This is a genomic window from Larsenimonas rhizosphaerae, from assembly GCF_023700005.1.
Taxonomy (GTDB): domain Bacteria; phylum Pseudomonadota; class Gammaproteobacteria; order Pseudomonadales; family Halomonadaceae; genus Larsenimonas; species Larsenimonas rhizosphaerae.
Map to the genome: position 1 here is coordinate 18,466 of NZ_JAMLJK010000003.1, position 17,790 is coordinate 36,255.

Consider the following 17,790-nt stretch of genomic DNA (forward strand, 5'->3'; position numbering starts at 1 on the left):
CATGACAACTCAGACGCCCATGATCGAAATGCGCAGTGTCAGCAAGCACTTTGGCAGCGTCATTGCGCTAAGCAATATCTCGATGAAGGTCTATTCCGGTGAGGTCATGTGTCTGCTCGGTGATAACGGCGCAGGCAAGTCGACGTTGATCAAGACCCTTTCCGGTGTGCATCAGCCTACTCATGGCGACATGCTGCTCGATGGCAAACCCGCTCGTTTCAAGTCTCCTGCTTATGCACTCGATGCCGGCATCGCAACCGTTTTCCAGGATCTGGCAATGGTTCCACTGATGTCGATCACCCGTAACTTCTTCATGGGACGTGAGCCAACCATTGGCTGGGGGCCCTTGAAGCGCATTGACTGGAAGTATGCCGATCGCATTGCCAAGGAGGAAATGGCCAGGATCGGCATCGATGTACGCGACCCCAGCCAGCCGGTAGGGACGCTTTCGGGAGGGGAGCGTCAATGTGTGGCGATTGCGCGAGCCGTTTATTTCGGCGCCAAGGTACTGATCCTGGATGAGCCTACGTCGGCACTGGGGGTCAAGCAGGCTTCCGTAGTTCTCCGTTACATCGCCAGGGCTAGGGCTGACGGTCTTGCGGTCATTTTCATTACCCACAACGTCCACCATGCATACCCGGTAGCTGATGCGTTCACCCTGTTGTCACGGGGAGGCAGCCTGGGCTCCTTCCGCAAGGAAGAGATCAGTCGCGAGGAGGTGCTCAACATGATGGCGGGTGGTGCCGAGCTGGAAAACCTGGATGCAGAACTGGCCGAGTTTCAGCGAAATGACCGCGAAAGGAAGGCCGATGGTGCGCCTGCTCCCGGTCATTCCGAGTCGGTGGCAGCGGCCGGACATGCTGATGCTCCTGCCGGAGAGCGGCTGGCGAGTGACCGCTGAGGAGTTGTCATGAATGTATCAACAGCTCCTTCGTCGCTGCAGGCCCGGCATGTGTGAAGTTCACGTGGCTGATGTACCCGGATGCTGTGAACCTGGAACGGGTGACATCAACTCCCCGACCATTGCGCCAATGCTCAACGACATGAATGTCAGGACATTGTGGGTCTGGAAGGCTGGACTTCCGGCAGTGCAGAGCCTTGCACTCGATCGATTCCGGACCGCCTTCTCGCCTTGGATGAATGCCGTGTAATGGATGCTTTAGACGCCTTCATGTACTAGCTATCACTTGCCCAGTACAACGAGTTTGTAACGTGGGGAGACTTTATGACGAACAATAATACGCAACACCAACCGCTTGACCTTGTTTGCCTGGGGCGCGTGGCAGTGGATCTTTATGCCGAGCAGATTGGCAGCCGCCTGGAAGACGTAGCCAGCTTCGCCAAATATCTGGGAGGGAGTTCCGGCAACATGGCCTACGGCACCGCGAGGCTGGGGCTTAAATCAGCCATGCTCTCACGCGTGGGTAACGAGCAGATGGGCAACTTTGTACGCGAGGAACTGGAGCGTGCCGGTGTGGATACCACCGCGCTTCAGGTCGACCCTGAACGCCACACTGGGCTGGTGCTGCTGGCCCTGAAGGATCGCGAAAGTTTCCCACTGCTGTTCTACCGTCGTGACTGCGCTGATATGGCCATCGACGCCGATGCCATCGACCCCGAGTTCATTGGGCGCTCAAAAGCCCTGGCGATTACCGGTACGCACCTTTCAACCGATACAACTCGGCGGGCATGCCGCAGGGCGCTGGACGCCGCTGCTCGTTATGGTGTGAAGCGAGTGCTGGATATCGACTATCGGCCCGTACTGTGGGGATTGACCCATCCAGGTGATGGCGAAACCCGTTTCATCGCTGATGACAAGGTCACCAGGGATCTTCAGCACTGGCTGCCTGACTTCGACCTGATCGTGGGTACCGAGGAAGAATTTCACATCGCCGGGGGCATGACCGAGACCCTCGAGGCACTGCGTGCGGTGCGCGAGGTGAGCAGGGCTACCCTTGTGTGCAAGCTGGGGCCCATGGGCTGTGTGGTATTTGAAGGTCCTGTTCCGGATCGTCTGGAAGACGGTATCCTGGTCAGGGGCGTTCAGGTTGAGGTACTGAATGTGCTGGGCGCCGGTGACGCCTTCATGAGTGGGTTGTTACGTGGCTGGCTGCGCGGTGAAAGCTGGCAAACCTCCGCAGCTTATGCCAATGCCTGTGGTGCGCTGGTGGTTTCCCGCCATGGCTGTGCTCCTGCCATGCCCACCGAGGACGAGCTGTTTGATTATCTGGCCCGCCGCGATGATGTCCCTCGCCCCGATATCGACCAGCGCCTGAATCACCTGCATCGAGTAACCACCCGAGTGCCTGCCCAGTGGCCTGAAGTACTGGGACTGGCATTTGATCACCGCCGTCAGCTCACCGATATGGCCCGCGAAGAGCATGCGGACAGTGCACGGTTGCCGGCGTTGAAAAAACTCCTTGTCACTGCAGCCAGAGAGGGCGCCAGGCTCGGCGGCTTAACGACTCCCGCCATTCTGGTGGATGATGTTCTGGGGCAGGAAGCGCTCAACAAGGCCAGCGGTCAGGGGTGGTGGATCGCACGCCCGGTGGAGCTGCCGGGATCACGGCCACTGCGCTTCCAGCACGGAGATGACCTGGGGGCCTGTCTTCGCCAGTGGCCGCGGGAACAGATCATCAAATGTCTGGTGTTTTACCATCCTGACGATGATATCTCGCTGCGTCTCGAGCAGGAAGAACGGCTGCGTCAACTCTATCAGGCGGCCTGTATTTATGGACTGGAGCTGTTGATGGAAGTCATTCCTCCAGTGGACATGCCCAGTGATGTCAGCGTTTTGCCACGCACTCTGCAACGGCTCTATAACCTGGGCATTCGCCCCGACTGGTGGAAACTTCCTGCCATGCCGGATGCGGCCTGGCATGCCGTGTGCGAGACGATCAAGAGCGAGGATCCCTACTGCCGAGGCGTTGTGCTGCTTGGACTGGATGCGCCCATGGATGACATGAAGCGTGGCTTTGAAAACGCCGCCAAACACCCCTGCTGCAAGGGGTTTACCGTCGGACGCACGCTGTTTTCCAGCGCCAGTCGAGAGTGGCTGGCCGGGCGAATAAATGATGCTGACCTGATAACGCAGGTGGCCGGAAACTATGCCGAGCTGATACAGGCATGGCGTCAATCAAGGCAGGCACAGTCGCAACCGCTGGTCCATTCGGAGGAAGCTTGAAATGCATACTATTCGACTCACCATGGCCCAGGCGCTGGTCAAATATCTCGCGGCTCAGCGTATCGAGATGGCTGGCCGGGAGGTGCCACTGTTTGAGGGGGTGTTCGCAATATTCGGTCATGGCAATGTGGCCGGCATGGGTGAAGCCCTTTACCACGTACAGGATGAATTGCCGACCTTTCGTGCTCATAACGAGCAGACCATGGCCCACGCAGCCATTGCCTTTGCCAGAGCCAACGGTCGCAGGCGTTTAATGGCGGCGACCAGTTCGATTGGCCCGGGGGCGACCAATATGGTGACGGCTGCTGCGCTCGCTCACGCCAATCGCCTGCCGGTCCTGCTGCTGCCAGGGGATACCTTTGTCACTCGTGAACCTGACCCGGTCCTGCAGCAGGTGGAGCATTTCGGTGATCCCACCATCAGCGTCAACGACTGTTTTCGTCCGGTATCACGCTATTTTGACCGCATTCATCGTCCCGAGCAGTTGTTGACCAGTCTGCCCCAGGCGATGGCTGCGCTGCTTGACCCTGAAAACTGTGGCCCGGCAACCCTGGCGTTGCCACAGGATGTACAGACCTTTGCCTACGACTACCCAGCCGCCTTTTTTACTCCGAGAGTACATCATGTTCGCCGCCCGCCACCGGATGCTCATGAGTTGCATCAGGCGATTGCTGCACTGAAACAGGCCAGCAGGCCACTGATCATTGCCGGTGGTGGCGTGCATTACGCCGATGCCTGCGAGGCCCTGGCAGCATTTGCCATGGCGCGAGGTATTCCCGTCGCTGAAACTCAGGCCGGCAAGGGCGCACTGGCAGATAGCCATCCCTGTGCGACAGGAGCCATTGGTGTGACCGGCAGCGCCGCCGCCAACCAGTTGTCGGAGCAGGCTGACGTCATTCTGGCAATAGGTACGCGGCTGCAGGACTTTACTACGGGATCACGGGCATTGTTTGAAAGCAGCGATAAAACGCTTGTTGCGCTTAACGTGGGCCGTTTCGACAGTCTGAAGCATCAGGCCCTTCCGCTGTGCTGCGACGCCCTGATCGGGCTCGAACAGATCGATGCCGCGCTGGGCGAATGGCGCAGTAGTGATGGATGGCGTGAACAGACCGGCACCCTCAAGCGTGAATGGAGTGACGCGGTACACCGCATAACGGCAGATCAGGGGCTCGAGCTGCCCACGGATGCTCAGGTGATCGGTGCGGTCAATCGGCAGGCCCTCGACGATACCACCGTAGTCTGTGCCGCCGGTGGACTGCCCGGTGAATTGCACAAGCTCTGGCAATGCTCGGGGCCGGGCAGTTACCACGTGGAGTATGGCTTCTCCTGCATGGGGTATGAAATTGCTGGTGGGCTGGGCGTTAAAATGGCCAGGCCCGAGCGCGAAGTGGTGGTGATGGTAGGCGATGGCAGCTATCTGATGCACAACTCGGAGCTGGCGACCTCGGTGATGCTGGGCCACAAGCTGGTGGTGGTAGTGCTGGATAACCGCGGCTACGGGTGTATCAACCGTTTGCAGCATGCCACCGGCGGCGCAGGATTCAACAACCTCTTGAAGGATTGTCGCGCTATCGATGCGGGGGCACCTGAAACCGACTTTGCAGCTCACGCCAAGGCGCTGGGCTGCGAGTCCGAAACGGTAAGTGGCATTGCGCAACTGGAGCAGGCATTGGTGCGCGCCCGCGCTGCTCGGACTACCTATGTGATTGCCCTTGAAACGGACCCATTACCCAGCACCCAGGAAGGCGGTGCCTGGTGGGAGGTCGCCGTACCCCAGGTCTCTGAGCGCGAAGCGGTCAATGCCGCTTACAAAGGCTATCGAGAGGCCAAGCAGCGCCAGCGCCATTAATGCCAACAATATTCAATGTCAAGGAATTACGTTATGCCAACCGTCACTTTGGGTATTAATCCGCTGACCTGGACGAATGATGACCTGCCCAGTCTGGGCAGTGAAACGCCTTTGGAAACCTGCCTGAAGGAAGGGCGCGAAGCAGGTTTCAGCGGTTTTGAGCTGGGCAACAAGTTTCCGCGAACGCCCGAGGCCCTGAACAGCGTTTTGCGTTCTCACGATCTGTCACTGGTATCAGGCTGGTATTCCGCGCGCCTTCTTGAGCGTAGCCCTGACGAAGAGATTGAAGCCATTCAGGATCACATGCAGCTTCTCAAGCAGTGTGGAGCCAAAGTGATGGTGCTCTGTGAAGTTACTCATTGCGTACATGGCGATCAGCAGCGTCCGCTTTCCCAGCGACCGCACCTTGCCGAGGATGACTGGCAGCGCCTGCTGAATGGGTTGAACGTTGTTGGTGACTATCTTCAATCTCAGGGAATCCAACTGGTGTATCACCATCACCTGGGGACGGTGATCGAAAGTCAGTCCGACATTGAGCGCCTGATGGATAACACGGGCATGGGGGTGGGCCTGCTGCTTGATTTCGGTCATCTGCGCGGTGCCAATGGTGATCCGCTCGCCATTGCCCGGCGCTATAGTCAGCGTATCCATCATGTTCACTGCAAGGATCTGCGCTTTCCTGTGCTGGATGCGGTTCGAAATCGGGATAAAAGCTTTTTGAATGGTGTACTGGACGGCCTGTTTACCGTGCCTGGAGATGGCAACGTGGACTTTTTGCCAACCCTGACCCTTCTGTGCGAACAGGGCTATCAAGGCTGGCTGGTAGTTGAAGCCGAACAGGACCCCGAAGTTGCTCACCCGTTGACCTATGCTCGTCTGGGCTACCGTAATCTGCGTCAGCTTGCCGAACAGGCCGGTTTTGACATTGCCGACTGACACAGCCCCCGCGCCCTGTTATCTGGAGCCCTTGTGAAGACGTTATCCCACTATCTCGGCGGCCGGTATGTGACCGGCCGGCATCAGCGTCATGCACCGGTCTATAACCCGGCTACCGGCGAGCAGATTGCTCAGGTGGCGCTGGCCAGTGCCGACGAAACCCGCGACGCGGTACGCCTGGCCCAGTGGCCTTCGTGAAGAAACCAGCCATTTCACCATGCCGACAATGTGAGCTTGCCAATTATCAGGCCCCCATGAAGCGCCGGGCCCAGCCCGGCGCTTGCGCATTGTTCGTCCTGCCTGCCGGAGCGAAGACACAATGAAAACACTTAATATTGGCCTGATCGGCACCGGCTTCATGGGCAAGGCCCATGCTGTTGCCCTTAATGCGGTTTCCAGTATTTTTGATCTACCTGCAAGGCCCGTTTGTGAGTTGCTCGCCGATGCTGATCTCGCCAGAGCGAAAAGCCGTGCAAGTGCCTGGGGGTTTGCTCGCGCCACTGATGACTGGCGTGCCCTGGTGGCGGACAGCAGGGTGGATGTGGTTGATATCTGTGCCCCCAACTTCCTGCACAAGGAAATAGCGCTGGCCGCCATTGCCGCTGGCAAGCATGTGTATGCCGAAAAGCCGCTTGCGCTTTGTACGGCTGATGCCGAAGAGATGGTGGAAGCGGCTGAAAGGGCTGGCGTTAAAACTCTGGTGGGCTTCAATTATATTCGCAATTCAGCCACTCAGCTGGCTCGCGAGATTGTCATGCGCGGCGAAATCGGCGAGCTGGTTCACTTCCGGGGGCGACACAATGAGGACTACCTGCTTGATCCGCAAAAACCCCATGACTGGCATACCATGCGCGCAATGGCGGGCGCCGGGGCACTGGGCGATATAGGGTCGCATATTCTCAATATGGCGGAGTTTTTAACCGGGCAGCGTATTACTGAGGTGTGCGGTCAGCTGCAGACCGTTATTGCGTCGCGGCCCGAAGCCGACGGTGCCGGTATGGCTGCCGTGGAAAATGATGATCAGGCTCAGGCCATGCTGCGCTTTGACAGGGGGTTGATGGGGAATATCGAAACGTCCCGGATAGCCGCCGGAAGAAAAATGGGCCTTGCTTATACGTTGACGGGAACCCGCGGGGCCATCGTGTTTGATCAGGAACGCATGAGTGAATTGCAGCTTTATCGCGCTGACGATGCGACAGGGCGGCGTGGTTTTACCACGTTGCTGGCAGGTCCCGAACACCCCGATTATGCCGCTTTCAGTCCTGCGCCGGGGCATGGCCTGGGCTATAACGATCAAAAGATTATCGAAGTGCGTGATCTGATCGAGGGGATCTTCGGCCAACGTTCCCTTTATCCCGACTTTCGTGAAGCTGCACGAGTAAACCGTCTGATTGATGCCATCGAGAAGTCGGACAAGACCCTTCAGTGGGTTCAGGTGGCGTCCTGAGGAGGTCTGTGCCGCTTCCGGATAAGTGTCCGGGCGTCGTCCCTGCTCTGACAGGTGGAAAGGAAGCAATGATGGTCAGACATCATGCAGATACAGCGGGCCGGTCATCAGACATAAAAAAAGCAGGCCAGTAATAACTGGCCTGCTTTTTTCAATGTTTGGTAGCGGGGACCGGATTTGAACCGATGACCTTCGGGTTATGAGCCCGACGAGCTACCAAGCTGCTCCACCCCGCATCAACTTGAGGTGCATACTACGCTTTTTTTTATATCTGTCAACAAATTACACCAAATCAATTTCAATCTTCAAAATCCAGTCGGCCGATCAGGGCATCAAGCTCAGGGTGCAGCGCTTCCCATTGGGCGTGACTCACCGGACCGGTCGCCAGCAGACTGCACAGCCATCGTGCAAACTCTTCGCTGAGGCTGTGTATCTGGCCCACATTGTCGTTCAGACGTGCGACCTGGATATCGAGCCTGCGGTCGTTGTCACTGTCATCGATCGGGGCGTTGGCCATCAGTGCCAGGTGAACACGCAGTCGCTGCAGCGTATCATCCTCGACCCGAACCGGTTGGCGCCGCTGAAGATTGCGGTGCTGGTGGGCCTGGCGCGCATCGCTGTCAAGGTCTGTGCCATTGACCAGTGATACGTCCTCGATGCCCTGATCAGCCAGGGCGGCATCATCGGCTGATACATGGGCGTCGAAGAGAGGGCGCCAGGCATGCCACCGTTGCTTCAGTACATCATGCGCCAGTGAGTGCAGTTCATCGCGACGCTGACGAACGATGCCGCGCCAGCGTTTGCGCATGCCTTCGCTGCGCCGGCCGCGTGGCAGGGGCTCAAAGGTATTGAATTCGGCTTCGGCCTGATCGAGGGTCTCGGCGTCCGAGGCGTGATTCGGATGCCAGTTATCGATGCGATCAATCAGCGTCTGCAGATCGTCCAGATGGCTGTCTTGTTCGTTGCGGCGCGTCTTGCGTTCATCATCGCGCCAGGCGAACAGCTGGTCGCATGCCTGACGAAACTGTTTCCAGAGTCGCTGTTCCTCACCCTTGGGGGCGCGCCCCAGACTGCGCCATTGCTGTTGCAGATCCTTGGCTTCTCGGGTGCGCTGCTCGATATCCCGTGTATCCACAAGCAGGGCTTCGGCCTGTTCGGCCAGAGTCCGCTTCTGTTCGGCAATATGATGCGCCTGCTGGTCAATCAGGGCCTGTACACTTTGAAGAGCAAGCCCGAACCGGTGTTTCAGGGCGTCAACATGCTGGCGAGGCAGGGGAGTGTGCTGCCGCCACTCTTCCCGGGCCTTGTTGCGAATGGTGCGCAGGGCATCCGGATCAGCCCGCTGGTCGGCATGGGCAATCAGTTCTTCAAGCTGAGTGCACAGGGCTTCACAGAACGCGCGGTTTTCCTCGCGCTGCTGGCCAAGCTGGGTGTAGTAGTCTGCCAGGCTTGACCGAATACGATCCGAGGCCGTGCGAAAGCGCTGGGACAGCTCGCGCGTCGCTGCGGCATTTCCCAGCAGCCGCCATTCGTTGACCAGTTGGCGATGGCGCTGATCCTTGTTGACATCGGCCATGGGCTGCTCGGCCAGTTCTTCCATGGCGGTACACAGGTGCTCTCGTTTGGGCGAAGCAACGAAGCTGCGCCAGTCCCGCAGTTCGGCCAGTCGGGCTCGAAGCCGTTTGACCGTGGCATTGTGGCGGTGCCGATCAGCGTCACTCAGGCGGCCGAAACGGTGATTCAAGGCATCAAAAAGACGCGTTGCGCTTTGAAGCTCTCCGTCTGTCAGGAGCTTATCCAGTTCGTCCAGCTGCTGTTCAAGGCGCTGGCTGTCTTCACGGCTTCGAGTGTCATCCCGAGTCTGTTTCAGGCTCTGGTGGGTCTCGAGGGCGGTGTCGACTTCACGCATCAACAGGGGCAGTGGGTAATCTGCCGGCCAGTGCACCAGGCCGCGAAGTCGGGCCAGTTCACCCATGTCCTGTTCATCCAGCGCCTGCTCGATATCCGCTCGGTGATCATCCAGCAGCTGCCAGGCATCAACAAGCTGGTCAATGATGACCAGCGCACTGTGGTAACGGGCCTGGCGTTCCGGTGTGGGTGAATTGTGTTCACTGAGGTAGCCCCAGCGTTCTGCCTGCAGGCGCCTTAGCGCCAGCAGGCTGTCGATATCCTGACGTCGCGGGTGAGCCTCGCCTTTCAGGTGTGTCAGTGCGTTCTCGAGAGCTTCGACAACGGCGGCCCGGTCTTCACGTTCCCTGTTCAGGGCCTGCTCGTGTTCCTGTGCGGCAAGCAGCTCGGCATGATGATGACGGATGACCTGCTCGCAGCGCTGATGGGCATTCTGGAACCGGAGCACCTGCTCTTCGCCGGCTTCGCTGGCCATGGTGTCCCATTCCTTCAGGAAATGGCGATGCCGAGGTTCGTACAGGGCATCCCACGGCGCCGTGGCGTGTTTTTCCAGACTCGCGATCAGGGCTTCCCGCTGTTCGTGGCGGCGCTGTACTTCCTGCGCATCCTGCTGGCGCTGATTCAGGCGATCGCGTGCATAACGTACGATATGTCGGTCGCGGGTTGACTGGCGGACAAGCTGCTCGAGGCCTTCATCGCTTTCTACTCGTTCGGCGGCGGCGTGACGCACTGCGGCGATCCGGTTCTGACAGGCCTGTTCGATCAGGCACTTTTCATCCCGGATCCGCGCCAGTGCAGCAAGACGCAGTTGCTGATTATCGGCGTTGGACGCGACCGCCTTCAGCAGCGCCTGCTCGCTGATCAGCTCAAGCAGCTGCTTTCGCTTCTCGATCGGCAGGGGGTGCGCGGAGGTGCCGTTCAGGTGCTTGATCAATCGGGTCTGAATGACATCATTTTGCTGCTTGTCGAGGCGGGCCAGCATCAGCTCCGGGTCATCAAGGCGAAACAGGGCCGCATCACGTACCTGGGCATTGTCATCATTGAGCAGTGCTGTCAGCGTTTCCCGGTCCTGTTGCGGGTCCAGGGAATCGATGGCCTGCCGGCGACGTTGTGGATCGGGATGACGCCAGGCGGGGGCGAAAAAGCGATTGAAAAATCCGAGCATGGGATGTCCTGAGCGCGATGGGTGAGTCGACGCAATAGAAGCCGGTACCGTGACGACCGGCATTGAAATACAGTGAAGCAGTTTACATGGGTGGGGCACCCATTTTAAGCACGTCCTTGATCATCCCGGCGTACAATACCGCGATTGCCCGTGATGTCGCTTCTGATCTACACCTGACATTGCCGGGAACAAGCCGTATCATCAATTGCGTTTGACCGTTACTGCCTATAGCGTAAGCCGCCTGGATGCGTGAAATACGGTACGGGATCCAGGAAATATCAGCCAATGTGGAGCATGGCATGAGCCTCAACATGGACAGGGAAAATACGGCCTTTACCTTCAAGGGCGGCATGCTGCCAATGACGGTTATGGAGCTGTCCAGTGCCGACCCGGAAGAGATCCGGGCGCAACTGGTCAGCAAGATCAGTCAGTCGCCGGCCTTTTTTCAGCATACGCCGGTGGTGCTGAGCGTCGAAAAACTCGACGAGCCGCACCTGGCGCTGGAGCGTCTGTGTGCCGTCTGTCGTGCTCACAAACTGCTGCCGGTCGCGGTGCGGGGTGGCGCTGACGGGGTCAAGCAGTCAGCCTGGGCTCTTGGGCTTGGCTGGTTTCCGCCTACCGAGGAACGCGCACGCACCGTGGAGTCCGTACCGGCGGTGGTACCGGCAGAGCCGGCCGTCGATATTGCGGTACCTGGTGGTGGACGCGTATACCGGGGAACGGTACGTTCCGGTCAGCAGGTCAGTGCCCCCGACGGCGACCTGGTGGTGGTCGGTGCTGTCAATGCCGGCGCCGAGATTCTGGCGGCAGGCAGTATTCATGTATATGGCCCATTGCGTGGACGCGCTCTGGCCGGTATCCACGGCGATACCGATGTCGGGGTGTTCTGCAACGAATTGAATGCCGAGCTGCTCTCGATCAGCGGGAATTACAAGCGGCTGGAAGATATTGATCCTGCATTGCTCGGGCGAGCCATTCAGGTGTATTTGAACAACGATCATTTATATATCGAGGCGCTGTAACAATCCGAGGGCAACCGGATAATGTACTGCGTAACGTCAGCATAGGAATGTGATTTTGGCCAAGATTATCGTAGTGACCTCCGGCAAGGGCGGAGTAGGGAAAACCACCAGCGCGGCAGCGATTGCGACAGGGCTGGCGCTTCGTGGCAACAAGACCATTGTTATCGATTTTGACGTGGGCCTGCGTAACCTTGACCTGATCATGGGATGCGAGCGCCGCGTGGTATATGACCTGGTCAATGTGATTCAGGGGGAGGCGACGCTCAACCAGGCCACCATTCGCGACAAGCGTACTGAAAACCTGTATATCCTTCCCGCGTCCCAGACGCGTGACAAGGATGCGCTGACACCGGAAGGCGTCGAGCGCATTCTGAGTGAGCTAAAGGAAGAATTTGATTTCATCATCTGCGACTCACCGGCCGGTATCGAGCGAGGTGCCCAGCTGGCGATGTACTACGCTGACGAAGCCATCGTGGTGACCAACCCCGAAGTATCTTCCGTGCGGGACTCGGATCGGATTCTGGGCCTTTTGTCGTCCAAGACCCGTCGCGCAGAGCAGGGCAACGATCCGGTACGCGAGCATCTTCTGATCACCCGCTACAATCCGGAACGGGTGGATCATGGAGACATGCTGAATCTGGATGACATTACCGAAATCCTGTCGATCAAGCTGATCGGTCTGATTCCAGAATCCGAAGCCGTTCTTCGGGCCTCGAACCAGGGGGTGCCGGTTACGCACGATAACAGCAGCGACGCCGGTCAGGCGTATGCCGACACTGTCTCTCGCCTGCTGGGAGAAGAGGTCACCCTTCGCTTCCACCAGGCCCAGAAGAAAGGCTTTCTCAGTCGTATATTCGGAGGGCGCCGGTGAAACTTCTCGAATTTCTTAAGCGCGAGCGGAAAAAGTCCGCTTCGGTGGCCAAGGAGCGGCTGCAGATCATCGTGGCGCACCAGCGAGGCCATCGCGGCCAGCCCGATTACATGCCCATGCTCGAGCAGGAACTGCTGGAGGTAATCCGCCGCTATGTGTCGGTGGATCAGGAAGCAGTCAATATTACGCTCGACAGCGAAGATGACTGTTCCATCCTCGAGCTGAACGTCACACTGCCCAACAGTAAGGACAGCTGATCCCGGCAGGGGTCCATGTCCGGTATTTGATTAACAGGAGGCGGGGTGCAGGCCACATTCTTGTTTCATGACTATGAAACCTTTGGTGCAGATGCGCGAAGGGACCGTCCGTCCCAGTTTGCTGCCATTCGCACTGACGAGCAGTTCAATGTGATCGGTGAGCCGGTTGTCTGGTACTGTCAGCCGGCGGATGATTATCTTCCTCATCCCGATGCCTGCCTGATTACCGGTCTGACGCCTCAGAAGGCGCGTCGGGAAGGGATGCCTGAAACCGAGTTTGCCGGACGAATTGCCGATCTGATGCAGGTGTCCAATACCTGTTCACTGGGGTACAACACCCTGCGCTTTGATGATGAGATCAGTCGTCATCTGTTTTACCGTAACTTCATTGACCCCTACGGACGCGAATGGCAAAACGGCAATTCACGCTGGGACCTGATCGATGTGGTACGCGCGTTTTATGCGCTGCGTCCTGACGGTATTCAGTGGCCGGAGCGTGAGCCCGGGGTGCCCAGCTTCAAGCTTGAGCATCTAAGCCAGGCCAACGGGATCGAACACGGCAACGCCCATGATGCGCTGGCGGATGTGTATGCCACCATCGAGCTTGCGAAGCTGCTCAGAGCGCAAAATGCCCGGCTATTCGATTATCTGTTGTCGCTGCGGCGCAAGCAGACGGTGGCCGAGCAGCTGGATGTGCAGCGCCGCAAGCCCATGCTGCATATCTCTCGTCGTTATCCGGCGGCACGCGGTTGCAGTGCGCTGATCATCCCGTTGGCCAGGCATCCCTCCAACCCCAATGGGGTCATTGTCTATGACCTGTCGGTGGATCCGGAGCCATTGTTCGAGCTGTCGCCGGAGGCTATCCGTGCACGGGTGTTTGCCAGTGCCGATGAGCTGAGCGAGGGTGAACATCGTATTCCTCTCAAGGTGATTCATATCAATCGCTCGCCGGTCGTCATGCCGATCAGCGTAGTGGATGAAACCGTGGCTCAGCGTCTTGGCATTGACAAGGCGCAGGCCGAGCAGCACTGGAAGGCGCTGGCCGGTCGAGGCGACGTGGCCGGCAAGGTCGAGGCCGTCTTCGGCGAAGGGCCACCCGGTGCTGCCGTGGAAGACCCGGATTTGATGCTGTACAGCGGAGCGTTCTTTTCCGGCAGTGACAAGCGGGAAATGGCTCGGGTGCGTGAGTGTCCCGTAGAGGCGCTGCATGAGCTGCAGCCGTCATTTCAGGATCCGCGGCTGGAGGAAATGCTGTTCCGGTATCGGGCGCGCAATTACCCGGTCACGCTCAGTGATGAAGAACGCCGACAATGGGAGCAGTTTCGCTGGGAGCGCATGAACTCGCCTCAGCTGTCATCGCTGACGCTGCAGCAGTTTGCGCGTGCGATCGAACGGCTTAATCAGCAGCCCCTTGAAGATCGTGATCGTCAGCTACTGGAAGAGCTGGTGCTGTATGTCGAGGGCATGATGCCGGAAGAAGCGTTCGGCTAGCTCGGCACTCTACCTTTACAGCAATGAAAGACGCGCCTCAGGGCGCGTTTTTCATTGCTGGTGCCGGAGGCAGGGGGCGCAGCCCCCAGTCAGGCGCGGGTGGCGGCACGGCCTTGTCGCTCGGGCGGGCGTGGAGTGTTATCGAGGGGGATTCAAGGGCCTGTTTCCATGCGGCCTGGACGTCATCCGGTGTGAGTGCGCGTACGGCGTCAGCCATGCGTTGTCGGGGATGCGTACCCAGTGTATTCATTCCCAGTGCCTGCCAGTGCCTGCTGGTCAACTCGTCGAGTGTGCGTGGTTTTTTCAGCAACTCGCGTACCAGATTCTTCTGGTAGGGGGCCAGGGCTTCCGTAGTGGCGGGCGGGTGCAGGGCCTGAATCAGTGTCTGTATACGCTGGCTCAGGTCATCTCCATCATGTGTGGGAGACTGTACGGTCATCATGATGCCTGGGGCATCCAGTATGGATTGATAACCGGCTCTTACCACATAACCCAGCTGCTGCTCGGTACGTAACTGATTATAAAAGGGCGAGGCGATCCACTGTCCCAGTACGGCAGCGACGGCGCGCGTTCTTTCATCCCGTGAGGGCCATTGAAGGTAGCGGATGACGGCATGATTGCCGTCATCGACCGGAATGGTCCAGGCCGGCGCCTGACGCGTTGGATACTGGGGGGCGGGGGTGTCGATGGCGGTATCCGTCAGGTTCGGATGCAATTGCTGTTTGATTGCCTCGACAGCTTGAAGGGCATGATCCTGGGTGATATCGCCGGTAATCATTCCCTCCAGATGCAGGTGGTTGATGAAACGTGCCCGGAATGCTCGCAGGTCCGAAGCGGTAATGCCCTTGAGCGCCTGTTGCTGCTGTTGCTCGGTAAAGGCGGGCATCACTGTCAAAGGGTGAAGGGCGGCTGCCAGACGCTGCCAGGCAGGATTCTGACGTTGACTGATCAATGACTGGCGCAGTTCGGTGGTGAGCCGCTCCACATCGTCAGCCTGTATGGCGCCAGTCTTCAATTGGGTCAGCATGCGTTTGATGATGAGGGGCTGACGGTCTCTCCAGCCGGTCAATGACAGGGTGATGCCTCTGGGATGGCTGTAGGCGCCGATCTGCTGACCGGCAGTGGCGGCGTGATAAAGGGTACTGCTCAGGCTGTCGATCCACCATCGGGCCAGCAGAGAGGTCAGGATCTGCTCTCGTGCACTGGCATTGGCTCGTGGCGTTTGCAGGCTGAGTCGCCACGCTGTTCGGGGGCTGTGAAACTGTCGGGTGCCCTGATACCAGATATCCATTTCCGGTAGATCAACAAGGCGGGCCGGTGGCTGCCTCTCTGGTCCTTCCGGGGTCAGATTGCGCGCGATATAAGGATTGGGTGAGGGGAGCCGCAGTCCATCAAGTGGCTCGGCATCAGGCCACGCGGTGACGGCATGCGTCGTATAGCTGGCCTTGAACCAGGGACTGGTCTTCTGCCCTTGAATGTCGGGACCACTGTACAGTCGAAGCAGCCGCGCCGGGCGCAGGGCTGACAGAATCGCACGCAGTTCAGGAGCATTGAACTGGTCCATGACATAGGGTGCCCGACGCAAATCCGTCAGAGGGTACTGATGGGCGTGGCTGCTCAGGTAGATTGCGAGGTTGTCGGTATCGGGGACGTCTTCAAAGCGGAATTGCTGACGAGCCAGTTGTTCCTGTTCCTGGTAGCGCCAGCGCAGCAGCCCCCCGGCCCTGATGTGAGTCACAACGTCGAACAGGCTGGCCTGAATCCGGTCCAGATGTCGTGCCCCTTCAGGAGTAAGCTGGATGCCGACAGTGAACAGTGCCTGGCGTCCAGTGAGCTGATTGACACCGGCTGTCAGGCCATTGGCCCAGCCCATGGCCTTCAGGCGAGCCAGCAGGCTGCCTGGTCCTTCATCACCGATCAGGCCTGCAATGAAATCGGCGGACTTGTTGTGGATATCGCGCTCGTTATGGGCGATCGGAAACATGAAGCTTACGGAGCGCTGGTCGCGACGGCTGTGTACGTTCAGGGTGCGGGGCAGGGTTTCTGGCTCAAAGAGCGCCGGGGATGTGCGTTCGTGATCAGGCAAGGCGGTGTCCGATGCGCGGACCCGGGAAAAATGGGCACGGGCCATCGACTGCAACTCTGTCTGAGATTGCGGGCCGACCAGTGCCACGGTCATTTTCCCTGCGTGATAATGGGTTTGATAGAACGTTCTGACCGCCTGCGCCAGTCGGTCAGGATCCCCGCCCAGTGTTTCAAGATTGCCTACCGTAAAGCGATGTACCGGGCTATCCGGGTTCATGACCTGAATCATCGCGTCTCGTCGACCATCCGCGTCATTATCCAGCCGCATGCTGAATTCTGCATTGACGGCGTGACGTTCCCGGTCGACGTAATGGCTATCCAGTGTGGGGGCTGTAAAAAAGCCGCTGAAACGCTCAATCAATGCTGGTAACGCTTTGGGGCTTACACTGGCGTGGTAGTTGGTATTGCGCAGTGTGGTGTAGGCGTTGTGTTGTCCGTGATGCCGACTCATGAAGGTGTCAAAGGCCCCGGGCGCCGGATAGTCCCGTGTACCCAGAAACAGCATGTGTTCGGTCAGATGGGCAAGCCCCGGGTAGGCCGCCGGGTCATCCTCGCTGCCGGTTTCGACGTTTACGGCTACCGCCGCGCGCTCGGCACCCGGATCGTGAGCCGTAATGACGGTCAGGCCGTTATCCAGCGTCATGGCCTGGTAGGTGGCCGGATCATTCGGGCTTTTTTTGATGATCGAGGCCGCTGCGGTCATCGGCAGGGAGGCAAGGTTCAATCCTGTAAGCAGCAGGCAGAGTGCGAGCCGGGAAGGCGTCATGGTGTATCCGGTGTGTCGTGGTGCCTGTCGACCAGCATCGGGCCGGTCGGGTGGGTGCATTGCATGGACTGGTTCTCTGGACTGTTGACCAGGGTTGTGACCGGATAGGCGCCCAGGGGTTCCGGGAACGGGCAGGAAAGCATCTGGTGCACCTCATCCATCGGCGTGTCCGGTGACAGCCACTGTCGAGCCCGGTGAGGCGCTATGACGGCCGGCAGCCGATCGGTCAGTGGCGTCAGGTGGGGCAGCGAGGGAACGGTAATCAATGCGCAACTGTCGTAATGAGTGAACTGCTGTTCAAAACGACACCATAGTCCGGCCAGCAGCAGCGGCCGCCGCTGGATATGAACGACCAGGAACGGCTGCTTGCGCTTGGGCTGCGGCTTCCATACGTAAAAACCGGATACCGGGATCAGGCAGCGCTGCGTGGTGATGGCATCCCGGAACATGGGGCGCTCGAACAGGGATTCGGCTCGAGCACAGTGAGGCGCATGGTCCAGTACCTTGAGCCAGGGGGGGGTAAGGCCCCAGAAGCATTGATCAAGTACTGCACCGACTCCGGCCTCATGGCGCAGGGTGCTGATGGGGCGCCGAGGTGCCAGATTGGTGCTGGTAATTACCGGTCCGCGTCGCGTCAGTGGCGATACTGCGGAGGGGAGGGAAAAATCACCCACCCATAGTCGACCTGCCATGCCACTCCTTAACCTGTTTGTTCATGTTTTTACACAGGGGAACAAAGCCCTTGCGTTTAAACCGGTGCGCGATATGCTGTACGAAAACGCTGTTCGATGATAATTATACCAGGGGAA

13 protein-coding genes and 1 tRNA gene are annotated in these 17,790 nt (G+C 58.8%); 10 read left to right on the plus strand and 4 right to left on the minus strand.

Annotated features, from left to right (window positions below):
* Position 1 precedes the first annotated feature (1 nt).
* From NAT21_RS12185 to NAT21_RS12210, 6 genes are all read left to right on the plus strand, one after another.
* Complete coding sequence (locus tag NAT21_RS12185; protein WP_250938804.1) at positions 2–901, plus strand: ATP-binding cassette domain-containing protein; 900 nt, start codon at positions 2–4, stop codon at positions 899–901.
* A gap of 324 nt (positions 902–1,225) precedes the next feature.
* Positions 1,226–3,184, plus strand: coding sequence for a bifunctional 5-dehydro-2-deoxygluconokinase/5-dehydro-2-deoxyphosphogluconate aldolase (locus NAT21_RS12190; RefSeq protein WP_250938806.1), 1,959 nt, complete (start codon positions 1,226–1,228; stop codon positions 3,182–3,184).
* A 1-nt stretch (position 3,185) separates the two neighbouring features.
* On the plus strand, positions 3,186–5,033 hold the full coding sequence (gene iolD, locus NAT21_RS12195) for a 3D-(3,5/4)-trihydroxycyclohexane-1,2-dione acylhydrolase (decyclizing) (protein ID WP_250938808.1): 1,848 nt from the start codon (positions 3,186–3,188) through the stop codon (positions 5,031–5,033).
* Positions 5,034–5,066: 33 nt separating this feature from the next.
* Entirely contained in the window at positions 5,067–5,969 is a 903-nt protein-coding gene (gene iolE / locus NAT21_RS12200) for a myo-inosose-2 dehydratase (protein WP_250938811.1), read from the plus strand.
* A gap of 33 nt (positions 5,970–6,002) precedes the next feature.
* Positions 6,003–6,167 (plus strand): hypothetical protein, encoded by a 165-nt coding sequence (locus NAT21_RS12205; RefSeq protein WP_250938813.1) that lies wholly within the window; start codon positions 6,003–6,005, stop codon positions 6,165–6,167.
* Between the two features lie 121 nt (positions 6,168–6,288).
* The gene (locus tag NAT21_RS12210) at positions 6,289–7,416 is read left to right on the plus strand and encodes a Gfo/Idh/MocA family protein (protein WP_250938815.1); all 1,128 of its coding nucleotides are present in this window, start codon (positions 6,289–6,291) and stop codon (positions 7,414–7,416) included.
* A gap of 159 nt (positions 7,417–7,575) precedes the next feature.
* Here NAT21_RS12210 and NAT21_RS12215 read toward each other — a convergent pair.
* A tRNA-Met gene (locus tag NAT21_RS12215) sits at positions 7,576–7,652 on the minus strand.
* A 62-nt stretch (positions 7,653–7,714) separates the two neighbouring features.
* The gene (locus NAT21_RS12220) at positions 7,715–10,489 is read right to left on the minus strand and encodes a DUF349 domain-containing protein (RefSeq protein ID WP_250938817.1); all 2,775 of its coding nucleotides are present in this window, start codon (positions 10,487–10,489) and stop codon (positions 7,715–7,717) included.
* A 299-nt stretch (positions 10,490–10,788) separates the two neighbouring features.
* Between NAT21_RS12220 and minC the strand changes: the two genes are divergently transcribed.
* Genes minC through sbcB form a run of 4 tightly spaced genes read left to right on the plus strand, consistent with a single transcriptional unit; the run spans position 10,789 to position 14,130 of the window.
* On the plus strand, positions 10,789–11,511 hold the full coding sequence (minC, locus tag NAT21_RS12225) for a septum site-determining protein MinC (RefSeq protein WP_250938820.1): 723 nt from the start codon (positions 10,789–10,791) through the stop codon (positions 11,509–11,511).
* 55 nt (positions 11,512–11,566) lie between these two features.
* Entirely contained in the window at positions 11,567–12,382 is an 816-nt protein-coding gene (gene minD / locus NAT21_RS12230) for a septum site-determining protein MinD (protein WP_250938821.1), read from the plus strand.
* The gene (gene minE / locus NAT21_RS12235; RefSeq protein ID WP_250938822.1) at positions 12,379–12,639 is read left to right on the plus strand and encodes a cell division topological specificity factor MinE; all 261 of its coding nucleotides are present in this window, start codon (positions 12,379–12,381) and stop codon (positions 12,637–12,639) included. The genes minD and minE overlap by 4 nt, the downstream gene beginning before the upstream one ends.
* Before the next feature lie 45 nt (positions 12,640–12,684).
* The gene (gene sbcB, locus NAT21_RS12240) at positions 12,685–14,130 is read left to right on the plus strand and encodes an exodeoxyribonuclease I (RefSeq protein ID WP_250938823.1); all 1,446 of its coding nucleotides are present in this window, start codon (positions 12,685–12,687) and stop codon (positions 14,128–14,130) included.
* Positions 14,131–14,167: 37 nt separating this feature from the next.
* Here sbcB and NAT21_RS12245 read toward each other — a convergent pair whose 3' ends face one another.
* Together NAT21_RS12245 and NAT21_RS12250 are read right to left on the minus strand one after the other, a co-directional pair.
* Positions 14,168–16,981, minus strand: a complete 2,814-nt coding sequence (locus NAT21_RS12245) for an insulinase family protein (RefSeq protein ID WP_250938824.1) — start codon at positions 16,979–16,981, stop codon at positions 14,168–14,170.
* Positions 16,978–17,673 carry an SOS response-associated peptidase gene (locus NAT21_RS12250; protein ID WP_250938825.1) on the minus strand — a complete coding sequence of 232 codons (696 nt, stop codon included), beginning with the start codon at positions 17,671–17,673 and terminating at the stop codon, positions 16,978–16,980. The genes NAT21_RS12245 and NAT21_RS12250 overlap by 4 nt, the downstream gene beginning before the upstream one ends.
* Between the last annotated feature and the right edge of the window lie 117 nt (positions 17,674–17,790).